Source organism: Fibrobacter sp. UBA3629, from assembly GCF_002374005.1.
Taxonomy (GTDB): domain Bacteria; phylum Fibrobacterota; class Fibrobacteria; order Fibrobacterales; family Fibrobacteraceae; genus Fibrobacter.
Map to the genome: position 1 here is coordinate 126,655 of NZ_DFLC01000015.1, position 14,020 is coordinate 140,674.

The following is a 14,020-nucleotide window of genomic DNA, read 5'->3' on the forward strand; positions in this document are numbered from 1 at the left end:
CCCCAGAGCCTGGGCGTTTTATATATTCTCTACATGCAAAAGCGCAGAAATGCATATGTTTTCATCGCGGCGGCCACCTTCTACGGGCTGCTCTCGGGCCTTGCCGCCGCGGGCGAGGCTGCGCCGGAAGGCGCCGGCGCCCCCCAGGTGGAGGCGCCCGCCCCCGGATCCCCCGGGGACACCCTCACCCGCGAGGATGCGCGCATGGCGTACCTCGTGTACAAGCTGCTCGACAAGAACGGCAAGATAAAGGGTGCAAACCTCAAGCGCGGCGCAAAGCTCTTTTACCAGAACTGCAGGCCATGCCACGGCGAAGACGGCAGGCGCGTAAACGTGAATCCCTCCGGGAAGCCCACCTACATAGGGGAGCGCGCACGCGAGGACATGCCCACGTTCTGGTACCAGATGAACTTCGGCGACGAAGAGCGCAACATGGAAGCCTACTACGACGAGATTTCGCTCGACGAGATGAAGGATATCGCGGGCTACGCGCAGACGCTTCCCTAGCGCGGGAGGCGCCGCGGGGGCCTAGATATTCTTCTGCAGGACCTTGATTTCCTGGATAAACGAAAGCGGAAGCGGAAGCATGGATTCGACTCCGCGTTCCTGGATGTCGACATTGAGCGGCGCCCTTGCAAGGTGCAGCGCATGGACGGAGAAGACAATCTCGCGTTCCTTTTCCGCACGCTTGGCAGGATCCTTGACCTTTGCGGCCAGGAACGTCCCCGCCATCTTCGCATAGCGGAGCACCTTCACCAGGTCGAACGTATCCAGCTTCTGGTAGACGCTTCCGTACTTGGTCGAATTGAGCGCGGACTGGATAGACGCCTCGTCGATATCGTCCTTGAGTTCGTAGTCGGGCTTGCCCGCCTCGGGCCAGGCGATGGTGAAATCCTTGCGCCATTCTTCCGTAGGCGCGCGGTCGCGAACCTTCGCGGACAGATCCACGAACGGACAGTAACCGAAACTCTCGAGGATTTCAAAAGCCTTGTGTTCGAGTTTCGGGTTCAAGATAAAACCGTAGCCCGGGATGTATTCTTCCGTACATTCCATGAAATGCGGGAACCTGGCCAGTTCCGACAGGATCTTCAGGTCGTCAATCTTCAGCAGCCGGACCGTACTCACGCGGGCGCCATAGAACGAGGAGTTCCATTCCCGGAAAGTCGAGAGCACGTTCTCGGGCGGCTTGATCCAGTTGAAGAACTGCTCCATCTCGGATTCGTATATGCCGCTCTTCAGCCCCGCGAGGTAGCCTTCCTTGTCGATGTTGAAGCAGAGGAAGGATTCGTCGTTCTTTACGCGGGAGAGGCACGAGACAAGGAACAGCAGGTAGGGCGAAGTGTCCGTAGATACGACCATGTCGAAGTTCGGCAACATCGAGACATTCCCTTCGGGCTGCGGGACGACGGACGTTTCCATCCATTCCTTCCCCGCACCGCTTACCACAACGGCCGAGACCTTGCCCGACTGGAACTGGAACTTCACGAGCCCGAGAAGCCAGAGTTCACGGAGCGGACGCGGCAAGAAATCCCAGGCCAGATGCTTGCTCGACTCGAGGACCCGGTAGGAGGGGTCCATGACCCAGAAGAGGTACGCCGCCTCGGACACGCTCCTTCCCTTGGCAAGCTCGTTCAGCAGCTGCCTGCAATGCACGGCATCGCCGCGGAAGCGCACGTTCAGCCACCACGACAGGACATACTGACGGAGGCGGAATCCACTCGTCTTCAGGAACTCGGTCGCCTTCTCGGAGGGGTACAGGAGGGAGTTCTCCTGTTCGAGCCAGTCGTTCTGCGTGAGGAAATTGAAGATGAGCGAAAGCTCGTTCTCGGCGGCCTTTTCCGAAATCTTGGATGCAGCCGTAAACGCGCTCGTGCAAATCTGGAAGCTCCTCCTGTGGAGCGTACCGTTGGTGTTCACCCGCAGCTCACCCTTTTTGGCAAGCGAGAGCACCATGCAAATGTGCCAGTTCAGCAGGTTCCCGTAATCGACAAGATTGCGGTCGAGCCCGGCCGGTTCGTCCGCCTTTATCTCGAAGCACCTCGAAAAATCGCTGAAGCCCTGGTATACGGCCGCACCCGTAGAATTCGACCTCCAAATCAGGAAGTCCCTGCACATCGCAAGCAGGAACTTTCTCAGTTCCTTCTCCTTGCTCACGTGGACCGTCAGGCGGAGCTCATTGTAGGTAAGGCCCCTAGAGACGCTGTGGTAAATCAGGTTCAGTACGCGACGCTGCCACGGTTCCATCGCGGCAAATTTTTCGACAGCGCGGTTCTTGTCGCTAAAAAACGACATCACTTCGGACTGGATGAGCGCATTGTTCAGAAGCCCCTTTTTCCCATACGCCTTCGCATGGACATCGCGGAGCAGCGACTTGGACATACCATCGAAATAACTAAAGAGATCTAGCATCAAAAATCCTAAACATCAAAGGAACACCCCTTCCCAAACACAACATTCAGGGGGACGCAAATTTAGAAAATATGGCGAGGGGTGTCAAGAAACGAACTTCTTCACGTCGTCGACAGTATTCGCGGTAGCGTGCTTCATGTTCCAAATGCGAGCAAACGTCTTGCCGTAAGCCTCGGTCACTACACGGTTGTCGAGAACAAGCACCTTGCCCGAATCGCTTTCCGTGCGCAAAAGCCTGCCCAGGCCCTGACGCAGTTCCATGTACGCCTCGGGAATGTAGTAGCTCTTGAACACGTTCTCGCCCTTCGCCTTCAGGTCGGCGGAAATGCCCGCGACCAGCGGTTCCGACGGATTCGGGAACGGAAGCTTCGTAATGACCAGGAGCTTGAGCGCATCGCCCGGGAAGTCGACACCTTCCCACAGGCTCTGGCAGCCGAGAAGGCACGCGCCGCGCGACTTGCGGAACATCGCCACGAGACCGTCGAGAGCGCCATCCACGTGCTGGCACAACAGGAGTTTGCCCTTCGCCGCAAAAACGGGAGCGAGCGCCGCCTGCGCCTTCATCATCGCGGAAATGCTCGTGAACAGTACCATCGTGTTCTCTTCCACTTCGGGGAGCACCTGCACGAGAGTCTCGTTCAGCGCGTCGCCGAATTCGGGAGTCGAGGGCTTCGGCAAGTAGCGCGCAACCATCACGGAGCGTCTGGAATCGCTATTGAACGGTTCGTTGAACACCTTGAGGAACGGACGCTTGGGCTGGTCCGCGCCGACAAGGCCCATGCGCTGCGAGAAATACATGAGATCCCCCTGCACGGCAAGCGTCGCCGACGTGAACGTCGCAGACTTTACCCACGGATAGAATTTGGACTTCCAGACATCGCCGGAATCGAGCGGATAGGCGTGCATCTTGAGCGTATGCGGATTGAACGGTTCTTCCAGGTAGAACACCCAGTCGCTACGGCCAGCCTTCACAAGGAATTCGAAATCGGCCATGAAGCGCTTGAGCTCTTCCATACGGCCGGCGGCATCTTTCACAAGGCCTTCCATACGCGGATTTCCGGAAACGAGTCCGAACAGGGACTCGGCACGGCTCTTCGCAATTTCGTACTGGTCCAGCACGGATTTCGGGTCCGCCTCGTATTCGGCAAGGATCCCGTTCGCAAAGACAAAGCCTCCCCTTCCGGCTTTCTGCTTCTGGAGCTTTTTCCCGATCTTCATGAAGAAGCGGTGCAGGCACTTTTCCGTCTCGGCAATATCGGCGGTAAGCTGGTCGCACTCGCTACGGGCCGCGGCATCCTCTTCGGGAATACGCGAGCGGATTTCCGAGAGCAGCCCGCCCTGGCCATCCTTCGTCGGCAAAAGCGTCTTGGCCACATTCCTGAATCCAAAGAAGGAGACCGTCCTCCCAAAGCACTGGTTGCTAGCATCGGGAAGCTTGTGCGCCTCATCGAACACCACATGTTCGTACGAAGGCAGCAGCGCGAAATCGAGAGAAAGGTCCGCGAGGAACAGCGAGTGGTTCACCAAGAGAAGGTTCGCCGCCATGGCACGGCGCTTGGCGGCAAGCGCAGGGCACTTCGAATAGTAGGGGCACTTTTCGCCGCTACACGAAGAGGCGCTGCTCGAAATCTTGGACCACAGCACGCGATTGCGGGAATGGCTGAACGACGAACATTCGCCCACGTCGCCGCTCCGGGTCGAAACGGCCCACGGCAGGATCGCCATGAAGGAATCGCGTTCATCGGGAGCCAGAAGCGTTTCCGGTGCAGAAAGGATTTCCGAAAGCTTGCGGAGACAGAGGTAATTGTCGCGGCCCTTGAGGATCGCGGGCACGAGATTGCCTTCGTAGAGAGGCATGATCGAGGGAATGTCCTTGTTCCACAGCTGGCTCTGCAGCGCATGTGTCGCCGTGCTGATAACCACGCGTTCGCCCGTGACCGCCTTGTTCGCGGCAGAAACGAGATAGGCAAGCGACTTGCCCGAGCCCGTCGGGGCTTCGAGCACGCAGAGGCCGCCCTTGTGCATATTGCGTTCCACGCACGATGCGTAGTCCTGCTGGTTCAGCCTCGGCTTGAATCCTTCGACAACGCGAGAAAGCAGGCCGTCTTCCTTCAAGAATTCGCTCACGCGAGGCGCCTTCCAGGTCGGAAGCGAGCCCGCCTGCGACGGGACATCCGCCATGGCGAACTTGGCTTCGGGCAATTCTCCCGCCTTCTTTTCGAATAAAATCTCCCAGTCGGAACCTTCGGCAATGCGCCCGAACGCATCGAGCAGCCACGGGTCCATCCCCTTGATTTTTTCGTAGGCCATCACGAACAGCTTTCCGCAGGCATCCGCATCGGGAAGCGCACGGTGGGCGCGGCTTCGTTCGATTCCCAGTTCCTGAGTAAGCGTGTCGAGCCTATGGTTGGGCACATCCTGGTAGGCGATTCTGGACAAGGTAAGCGAATCCCAAACGCGGACGTTGTCGAAGGCGATTCCCACCTTCTTCATGGATTGCTTCAGGAATTTGGAATCGAAATTCGCATTGTGCGCAACGAGCGGCAGGTCGCCGACAAACGAGCAGATTTTCCCGGCGAGGCTTGCAAAATCTTCCGCCGATTCCAGGTCCGCACGCGAAATACCCGTCAAGGATTCGATGAAGGGCCGAAGTTCGGCAGATGCCGGCTTGACCAAGCAATCCAGGGAGTCCACGGGTTCCCCATTCTCGAAGCGGACGAGAGCCACCTCGATAATTTCGTCCTTGTCAAATTCCAGACCGGTCGTTTCCAAATCGACCGCGACAAATGCGGGAATCTTGTCCATTATTTACCTCTTTCTTTCCGGAAGCACCGGCAAATTCGGCAACAGCTTGTTGATATCGTTTTCACCATTGGCCACATGCACCGTATCGTTCGGGGCGCGCCACGGCAAGCCATACCGGAATGGCGCCAGAGTCCCGCCGTCGGGAGTCAGCCTGCCACTTTCGGCATAATAGTAGTCAATAAAATACTTGCCTTCCACAAGATTTTCAAAGGCAAAGGTCCCATCGCGGTTGCAACGGACATAGTAGGGATTCTTGTTTTCGGTCGCAATCAGTCGAACTGTCACGTCCGTGTTCCCGTTCGGGATGCGCCCCTTGAGTTTCGCAAGCTTCAGCTTGGATACCGTCTCGAACTTAAGAAGCTGCTGATACTTGGTCTCGATTACCGTATCGCGCACGCCGTTGCTGTCGGCTTTTGCAAGCGTCGTATCCTTGTAGCCCTTCAAGAAGCCGACCGTCACGTCCGTAGGCCACGGTTCCTTGGGAACGGCCATGTAGCGGACCGGGTCTATGCGTTGCATTTTCACTTCGGACGTATCCTTATTTATCACGATATGGAACGTTTCCAAAAGCGAATCGACCGGCTTGCTGTAAGCGACGACAAGCGTATCGCCCGGGAACGCGGACCTCGTTTTCGAAAGCAGCTTCGTCTTCGCAATCGATGGGGCAAGCGTGTCGGCGGGCTTCTCGACCCATTCGAGTTCCACTTCCGCATGGAGGGAATCGAGTTCGCGGAAAAGGGAATCCTTCGCCACCTTGCATGCAAACTTGTATGTAAGTTCAGGGGCGGGAACCGAATCGAAATAGAACTGCGGCTTTTCGGAGGATGCCCCCAGGTAAACCGCCGAGGGGTGTACGGAACGTCCGTCGGGATAAGTCAGCGTGCAGTTCGAAAGTTCCGCGAATGCGGAATCGAAATAGAGCGGACGGGAAAACGAGGCTTCCAGGACATTCGCAAACGGCTGTGAGACCGACACGAGTTCCAGCTTGGAGGAATCCTGGTCCGCGAGGGGAACCCACAGCGTATCCGCAGTCTCGGGAGTCAGCACAAGGTCGTCCGTCCACACACCGGCAAGTTCCATCGAAGGCTCAATTTTCTGGTTCCCGTTCACATCCACAAAGGCAACAACGCGGTAGCGTCCGGGCTTGAGCCCCGTGAGCTTGAAGTTGCCCGCGCTGTCCGCACGCGTAAGGAACAGCGGGGGTTCCTTCGTGAGCATCGGGAGGGAATCAAGCGCATGCGTCACCGTATCGCGGTACTTTTCGAGATAGCGGTGCCCTTCGCGGGATTCTCCCATCAAAAAGAGGCCGATGCTCGGGAACATCTTCTTCCTCGCCATGGAATCGTTCACCAGCACGCGCCCTTCAAGCGAAAGCGAATCGATATGGTCGCCCGTCGAGAACACTATCTGGAACGGTTGCGCAAGGGCGTTGCCGTGCAAGTCCTTGATGCCGCCCGCGAAGGTGACCGTATAGGTCGTTCCCGTGTCGAGAACCGCCCTGGACGTAAGCTCCAGCGTCTTCCCGCTGACCTCGAACTTCATCTTCTTTTCGATGGGGGGCGAAATGGACACGGCACTGCGCGGAATCGAGGCGTTAATCCACTCGTCGAACTCGAGTTTCACATAGAGTTCCTCGGGATGGTTCGTCGTATTCAGGGCCGGGTAGACCGCAGCCACCCGCGGAGGCAACTTGTCCGCAGGGCCTCCCGATGGCGCCACCTGGGTTGCGCACGCCCATAGCCCGATGCAGGCAAGCAACGAGACAAAGGCGGAAACGTATGCGGAACGGCCAAACTTCATCAGTCTATCAGCGAAATAATCTTTCCGATGCGTGACCAGCGGATCCTGAACGGGATGCGCCACCAGGTAAAGGGGTTCCCCAGGCTGAACGCCTGGTCATCGTTCTCGAAGGAGAAGTAGATTACGAATGCCTTCGCACGGATATTGCGGAGCGTCACGAATCCCCAGTAACGGCTATCCGCAGAGTTGTCGCGGTTGTCTCCCATCATGAAGAAGAGCGGCGTCTGGACAACATAGCGGTCGATCGGCTTTCCGTCCACCAGCAGGCGGCGGCGAATCTCGAAGCGCGGCTGCGTAGACGGTTCCATGAAGGCGCTTTCTGCAGCAGCGGAATCGGAAGCGACACTGTCGGCCACCGTGGAATCCACGGTAACGGCAGGCGCATTGAGCATCGCCACGTTGCCTTCCAAATCACGCAACAGTGAACCCTCGAAGCCGACATAGCTGACAAGGCGCGACATCGAGCCCTGCGCTTCCGGCGGAATCGGGACGGGGATAAAACCGATCCCTGCGTTCCTGCGGAAGAACTCAAAATTCACAGACCCCGTCACCGTATCGCCCCAGACCGGCCTGCTGTCCGTCTTGGACCTGAGTCCGGAAAGCGCCTGCAGGAGCATCCCGCGATCCGTTTCCACGGGCAGATTGAAATCCTCGAAAATGTAGTTGTTCGCCTCTACGCCATCTTTCCACAGCGCAAGTTCCAGATTCACACGGCTGTCCGGATTTTCCTGCAGCACGATGGAACGGAGCCACCACAATTTTTCGAGCGACAGCGAATCCACGAACAAGGTATCGCCCACGGAAGGAATCACGAAGCTTTCTCGTTCGTCGCGCGGAGAATGGCTCCTAAACGACATCGTGAGCTTGCCGCGTCCCGGGAGTTCCGTCTGTTCCTTGCCATTGATCGAAAGGCGCCCCTGATGGACAGCCACAGTATCGCCGCTCACGGCTACACAGCGCTTGATGTAGTCCTTCGGACCGTCCGCATAGTGCACCAGGTGAGGTTTCCCCTTCTCCGGCTCGTGATCCCAGTAATAGTTGCCGAACATGAGCGCGTTGAACAGGTGCGTGTATCGCGCGGGATTGTTGTCGGGATACTCCGGTTCGCCGGGATAGCGGAAAATCACCACGTCGCCGGGTTTGGGTTCGGCATAGCCCGGAAAATGCCGGTTCGTAAAAGGAATCGGCGAACCGTACGTAAACTTGAGGCCCAGCAAAAAGTCGCCCGTATGGAGCGTATCTTCCATCGAGCCGCTCGGGATCTGGAACGCCTGGATAACGTACTGGATAACCACGAGCGCAAGCACGATGGGAACGATGATTTCGCGCAGGAACGATTTCAGGAATTTCTTTATCGAAAAATTCTTAGGAGGCTCTTCCATATCTTTCCATTCTTAGAGGTTGCGGACACTCTTCACGAAATTCCTGCTCACGAGGATCTGCGTCCTGTCCTTGTCGCGCAGCTGCACGACCAGACGGCCCATGTCCGACTTGCGGATTTCGGAGATGTAGTCGATGGCAACGAGGTGCGCACGGTGCACACGCACGAACTGGCGCGGGTCGAGTTTCTTTTCGAGATCCACCAGCGGCGTGTCGATAATATACTGGTTCGTGGGCGTGTAGACCGTCGTGTACTTTTCCTCGCTGTGGAAGCGGATAATCTCGTCCACGTTCACGAGCAAAATCCTATCGCCGATCTTCACCTGGATGCGCTGCAGGTAGGCGTCTCCCTGCGCCATGAGCGAACGGAACTTCTCCCACGAAAAATCCGCAGGCATCTGCGAATTTTCCGCGACCGCAGAGAACCGCTTGCGCAATTTTTCCATCGTGGCTTCGAGACGCTCGGGATCGACCGGCTTAAGCAGGTAATCCACCGTATTTTCCTCGTAGGCACGGAGCGCAAAATTTTCGTAGGCCGTCGTGAAGACAATCAGCGGCATGTCGTCGTCCTCGATCTTTTTCAGGACCTCGAACGCGTCCATGTCAGGCATCTGGATATCCAGAAACACCACATCGGGCATCAGTTCGCGGATTTTCGATATCGCCTGTGCACCGGATCCGGCCTCGTCCAATATTTCCAAATCCTCGGAATATTTTTCCAGGAGCGAACGCATACGCATACGCGCCAAGGGTTCATCATCTACAATCAAAGTTTTTGCACGCATATTACTTCTCCGTTACTGTTCCGTTTTTTTTCTGAGACGGGAGGTTGAGTATCCTGATGAGATCGACCCGCACGCCATTTTCATCCTCGTAGACGGTACCCGCGCCCGTCAAGAGCGAAAGCGATCCCGACTTTTCCACCTGGAAATTCCAACGGGTTCCTTCAGACAGCGCCACGGCCACCTTTCCCGAATCGATGGTGAACCTGCCGGCAAGCGTGTCCGTCTTCATGGAATCCGTCATGATGTTCTGTATCACCGTCACGCTGCTATCTTCGGCAAGCGTCATGCGAACCATGCGCACCTTGCAGTTTTCGCACGGCAGGCGGCCGGTATAGAAGCCCACGATGGTTTCCGGAAGCTCGACCTTGGGCAAATCCGGCAACGGAGCCGGTTCTTCCTTATTGCAACCGGCAAGAAAAAGACCCATACAAAGGGTCGCAAGCACAATCCTTTTCATGGGCTATAATCTAACAAAATTAGAGCAGTCCGCGGGAATAAACCACACGGAACCCAAGCGTCGGAGCCGTATAGAGCGGGTCCTTTTTCGCACGCACGTCCGGAGCGCAGTCCTTGATGGGGTCGCTCCAGCCGCCACCGCGCACCACGCGGGCCGTACCCGAAGTGGCACCCGTGTAATTGTCCATGGCCTTCGTCGGGAAGGTACCGTACCAGTCGTTTACCCATTCGGCGACGTTACCCGCCATATCGAACAGGCCGTAAGGATTCGGCGGATAGCTCCCTACCCTCGTAGGGCCAGAAGTTTGTCCGTAATACACGAAGTCCGACGCCTTGTCCGTACCCCAGTAGAACATCGTGTTCGTACCGCCATGCGCAGCGATTTCCCACTCGATTTCTGTGGCAAGGCGAAATGCTTCTACCCCGTAATCGATTTCGAGATCCTGCAGGTAATTCTCAGCGCCCACGGAAGAATAGACGTAGGCCGTATCGAGCCCCATGCTCTTGGAAAGTTCATTGCAAAAGAGTACCGCATCGAACCAGGAAACATTCACTACGGGGTTCTCGGGGGCATCCTTTGGCTGGTCAGGCATGTAGCCCATCGCCTCCGCATATGCCGCCTGCGTCACTTCCGTCGCCGAAACGGAATACGCACTGAAAGAGAACTCGACAGAATTGACCTTCGCCTTCCCGCCCTGGAATTCAACCCAACGCAGAAGATTGTAGATAGAAGAATCGCGTTCCCCGCCATTCCCGGATTCACTACTGGAAGGATCCCCGGCAGATGATTTTCCATCGCTGGAAGAAGGCTGTTTTACAGAAGAATACCAGTCGGAGTCATGCTCGATGGGCTTGACATCGACGGGATCGCCGCCGGCAGTACAGGCGGAAAGGAAAGCGGCAAACAAACCCGCGAGTGCTAGTTTATACACAACCTTCATTGTTTTCCGCCTCCAAAGACTACTTAATCACGCCCACGCGGTAAAGCTTCTGTTTCGTCTTGCCGCTCTTGAATTTTACCTTGAGCCGCGCCGTATAGACATCGGAACCGAGGTTCTTCAGGTCGAGATTCTCGAACTGGTTACGGCCCTGCGCAGGCTCATCCATCTTCTGCTTGAACACGCACAGGCCAGTAATGTCGTAGAACTCGAGGGTCGCATCTTTCGCCTGCGCGCCAATCTCGAAACGTGCCTTCGCATTGCCGCCGCGGACCGGGTTCGGGAATACGAAGAACTCGCTTATCTCGTCCTTCTCTTCCGCCTTCTCCACGTCGCCAAGTTTGCTTGCATCAAAGTAACCCGAGCGCTCGTTGCCACCCGCGGGGAGCGTCCATGCCGCAGGCGATTCCGCGGCCGACCCGTTCGCCTTGCGCAGGCGGAAAGCGGAGAGGCTGTTGCGATGCAGTGCGTAAAGTTCGGGACCCGCAGACTTCTTGCCCGGAACAGCGTCCGCTACGAATATGCTCATCGGGTAGATTGTCCCAAGCGTATCCTGGTATTCAAAGCTGCCGGCCGCAAGCGGGAACTGGTCCTTCACTTCCGTGCCCTTGCCCGTATAGGCGTACACGAGGCCGTCGCTGCTCGGGACAAGAATCTCGGGAATATCGTCGCCCGTCACATCCACAAGGAGCGGGTCGCTCATGAATCCCGCAACCGGGGTGCCGCGGGAAATCTTCACCGGGAAGCCCGCAATCGGGAGGCCCGAACGGTCGAGCGCATACACGAGGTTATCGCCCAGGAATACGACTTCAGGATAACCGTCGCCGTTTATGTCGCCGATGGCAATGCCGGAAGTCTCGTCCTTGAGGCCGCTCGTACCGCTGGCGCCACGCTTGTAGCTCTTGGTCCAGAGGGCTCTCAATTCATTTTTACCCTGCCCGTATGCAGTCACCGTACCGCGGCTACCGACCACAATCACATCGTCTGTCCCGTCACGGTCCAAATCGGTGCATGCAATTTTCCACTTTTCACCGGATGCGCCACCCAGATTTTTTCCATGTCCTTTCGCATAAACAAAATTGCCGGCTGTTACAAAAGCAAAGGCGAAAGCACCATCTGTTCTTGAGCACTTTGCCATATCGACAACGGGCGCAGGAATTTCACGTATAGGAGCGGACTTCCCGTCAAACGACGCCCCGCTAAAGGTCCACACAAAGCTCCTTCCTTCCGTTTTATCTGCAACCATAATTTTTCCATCATAAACCAGAGGCCCCGCCGTCGCGGAATCGATGTCAATTTCCTGCTGCACCGGGAATCCGCCCGCAAAACTCGTCTTCACGAGTTTCTTGGTATGCAGGCTGTAAACATCCTTGCCGTCGCTCGCCATGCCCACCAGCGGGCCGTAGCTTGCGCCTATGCGGTACAGCGGCACTTCGCGCTCCGCTCCGTCGCGGCTCAGCGACTTCTGCACAATCGCCGTATCGGCCACGAACAGCGTATCGCCCACCGCATTGAACGCCTGCAGCGTTCCGTCCTCGGCACCCACCACGATAATCTTTTGCCCTTCGTTTTCGGGGTCGTCCACGAACACCGCGCCGCGCACCGCCGAATTCAGGCCAATCTCACGCGGGAACTTGCCGCCCTCGATACTCCCGTCGTCAATACTTATCGTCACGCGCAGGCTCAATGCCGCATAGTTCACTACGCTGTCGCCCATGAATGCGTTCGCAGTCTTTTCCTCGCGCGCATCCTTCGGAATATCCACCTTAATCTTGATTCCGGTATAGCCACCCATGGAGGTCATCGTGTTCGCATAGCCCGTAGGGCCAATCTCCGTGACCGCCTTGAATTTCTGCTTGGAATCCTCGGCAGCTTCACGCTTGTGCGGCAGCAAGTCCGTACCGGATCCGTAATCGTACATGTCCTCGCCGAGCGCGTTCTTGAACGTCTTGCCGATGGAAAGCATGCCGTCGGCCTCCACCATCGCAACCCCGAACTGGTGGTCGCGCAGGGTATCGCCGCCCCAGAAGTTCGCAATGCCGTACGGCAACGTCTCGCGCAAGTACCAGTCGTTCACGCGCCACACCACGATGCCGCTCGCCGGAAGTCCCGCATCGTAGCTGCTCAGGCCAACGATAAGGCCCTTCGCCTTCTTCTTGTTCTCGTTGCACTTGCCCTTCACGCACACGCTGTCCTCGAACACGAGGTTCAGGCTATCCACGGGAACCGTACGAACGCTCGACTCCGCATTCGGAGTCAGCCTGTCCACTGCCACGTCGACCGTTCCTTCCTTGTTCCAGCTGCGCTGGCGGTTTTCAATCAGCAGGTATTCGCTCGCGCTGAGCGGCACCTTTACAATCTCGGTTCCCTTGCCCGTACCCGCGGCTGCGATATCCACCGTCACGGGTTTCCCTGCCACCGGGCGCACTTCCTTCACCTGCGACCAGCCCATGTAGGCACGTTCCCACGCGGCAGGCAGCGAAGGCAGGAACCCGTTGCCGGCATTGTAGCCCGCAAAATCCATCACGTCGTAATAACCGAGGCGGCTGATTCCCTTCACTACGTCGTAGGTGTTCGGGAGCCCGATTTCGCGCGCAATCTGGTTCACGATGATTCCGTTTACGCCCCAGTTGAGGCCATCCTGCGAGGCAGTCTCGCTCACCACCATTACCGAACGGAGCGTATCGACAGCACCGCCCGGAATGCGGATTCCCGTCGTCGCGGTATCGCCGGCGCTCGTAAGCCCGATTACCGGTTTTGCGGCCTTGCTCCTCGCGGAATCTGCCTGCAGGTATTGCCAGTCGTCGCCGGCAATGTAGATGTCCATGAAGTCGCCCGGAGTGTCCGCACCCTTCGTGCCCATGCTTCCGCCATCCACAAGGCGGCTTGCGCCCGCGTGTATAATCATGTACGCGCGCTTCACGTTCGGATTCTTCGAAACCGGAATGCGGAACGGCCCCGCCTCCGAGGAATCTGCGGCGGCAGCGGCAATGGCGTCGTAAATGAACGTGAGGTAGTCGCGACTGCGGGCCTCGTCATATTCGGCCGTCTTTTCGCCCTTCTTCTTGCTCGTGCGGTTGTAGTCGATAATCGGCTTGGCCAGCGTATAGACGGAAGAACCCGTGGATGGGTCCGGGAACACGCGCGCCTTCACGACCAGGTTCCCGCCGCTCACCGCATTGAAATAATTGTTGGCGAATTCAAAATGCTTGAGCCAATACAAGGGCGTGCCGCGGTTTTCGGGAGGATCCAGACTATAGGCATCCTTGTTCTTCTTGTCGGAATCGAAAGTGCCGTCGCCCGTAGTGAGCGAGTTATCCGGGTTTTCCTTCTGGAACTGGATGCGCAGCGCAAATACTTCAAGCGTATCTACAGCAAAAGACTTCGGAACAAGACCGAATACACCCAAAAACAATGCAAGTAGGGTCGCATTAAACTTCATGATTA

At 57.1% G+C, this 14,020-nt stretch carries 9 protein-coding genes; 1 reads left to right on the forward strand and 8 read right to left on the reverse strand.

The features are described 5' to 3' along the window. Positions 1-33: 33 nt before the first annotated feature. Positions 34-507 carry a c-type cytochrome gene (locus B2310_RS05945; RefSeq protein WP_173365612.1) on the forward strand — a complete coding sequence of 158 codons (474 nt, stop codon included), beginning with the start codon at positions 34-36 and terminating at the stop codon, positions 505-507. Between the two features lie 21 nt (positions 508-528). Here the strand turns inward: B2310_RS05945 and B2310_RS05950 are convergent, their stop codons facing one another. The 8 genes from B2310_RS05950 to B2310_RS05985 all read right to left on the reverse strand — a co-directional run bounded on the left by B2310_RS05950 (position 529) and on the right by B2310_RS05985 (position 14,015). Next, positions 529-2,409: a hypothetical protein gene (locus B2310_RS05950; protein ID WP_290725489.1), complete on the reverse strand. Its 1,881-nt coding sequence runs from the start codon at positions 2,407-2,409 to the stop codon at positions 529-531. 84 nt (positions 2,410-2,493) lie between these two features. Further along, a complete protein-coding gene (locus B2310_RS05955) occupies positions 2,494-5,214 on the reverse strand; it encodes a helicase C-terminal domain-containing protein (RefSeq protein WP_290729512.1) in 2,721 nt (906 codons plus the stop codon). 3 nt (positions 5,215-5,217) lie between these two features. Continuing rightward, the gene (locus tag B2310_RS05960; RefSeq protein ID WP_290729515.1) at positions 5,218-7,014 is read right to left on the reverse strand and encodes an Ig-like domain-containing domain; all 1,797 of its coding nucleotides are present in this window, start codon (positions 7,012-7,014) and stop codon (positions 5,218-5,220) included. Beyond that, positions 7,014-8,396, reverse strand: a complete 1,383-nt coding sequence (gene lepB / locus B2310_RS05965) for a signal peptidase I (protein ID WP_290729517.1) — start codon at positions 8,394-8,396, stop codon at positions 7,014-7,016. The genes B2310_RS05960 and lepB overlap by 1 nt, the downstream gene beginning before the upstream one ends. Before the next feature lie 12 nt (positions 8,397-8,408). Next, positions 8,409-9,179 carry a LytR/AlgR family response regulator transcription factor gene (locus B2310_RS05970; RefSeq protein WP_173365617.1) on the reverse strand — a complete coding sequence of 257 codons (771 nt, stop codon included), beginning with the start codon at positions 9,177-9,179 and terminating at the stop codon, positions 8,409-8,411. A gap of 1 nt (position 9,180) precedes the next feature. Next, positions 9,181-9,636: a copper resistance protein NlpE N-terminal domain-containing protein gene (locus B2310_RS05975; protein ID WP_290729520.1), complete on the reverse strand. Its 456-nt coding sequence runs from the start codon at positions 9,634-9,636 to the stop codon at positions 9,181-9,183. A gap of 19 nt (positions 9,637-9,655) precedes the next feature. Next, positions 9,656-10,576, reverse strand: a complete 921-nt coding sequence (locus B2310_RS05980; protein WP_290729523.1) for a formylglycine-generating enzyme family protein — start codon at positions 10,574-10,576, stop codon at positions 9,656-9,658. A 19-nt stretch (positions 10,577-10,595) separates the two neighbouring features. After that, the gene (locus B2310_RS05985; protein ID WP_290729526.1) at positions 10,596-14,015 is read right to left on the reverse strand and encodes an FG-GAP-like repeat-containing protein; all 3,420 of its coding nucleotides are present in this window, start codon (positions 14,013-14,015) and stop codon (positions 10,596-10,598) included. Between the last annotated feature and the right edge of the window lie 5 nt (positions 14,016-14,020).

Coding starts and splice junctions, on each gene's coding strand:
- B2310_RS05945 (WP_173365612.1), top strand. CDS start 34: ATGCAAAAGCGCAGAAATGCATATGTTTTCATCGCGGCGGCCACCTTC.
- B2310_RS05950 (WP_290725489.1), bottom strand. CDS start 2,409: ATGCTAGATCTCTTTAGTTATTTCGATGGTATGTCCAAGTCGCTGCTC.
- B2310_RS05955 (WP_290729512.1), bottom strand. CDS start 5,214: ATGGACAAGATTCCCGCATTTGTCGCGGTCGATTTGGAAACGACCGGT.
- B2310_RS05960 (WP_290729515.1), bottom strand. CDS start 7,014: ATGAAGTTTGGCCGTTCCGCATACGTTTCCGCCTTTGTCTCGTTGCTT.
- lepB (WP_290729517.1), bottom strand. CDS start 8,396: ATGGAAGAGCCTCCTAAGAATTTTTCGATAAAGAAATTCCTGAAATCG.
- B2310_RS05970 (WP_173365617.1), bottom strand. CDS start 9,179: ATGCGTGCAAAAACTTTGATTGTAGATGATGAACCCTTGGCGCGTATG.
- B2310_RS05975 (WP_290729520.1), bottom strand. CDS start 9,636: ATGAAAAGGATTGTGCTTGCGACCCTTTGTATGGGTCTTTTTCTTGCC.
- B2310_RS05980 (WP_290729523.1), bottom strand. CDS start 10,576: ATGAAGGTTGTGTATAAACTAGCACTCGCGGGTTTGTTTGCCGCTTTC.
- B2310_RS05985 (WP_290729526.1), bottom strand. CDS start 14,015: ATGAAGTTTAATGCGACCCTACTTGCATTGTTTTTGGGTGTATTCGGT.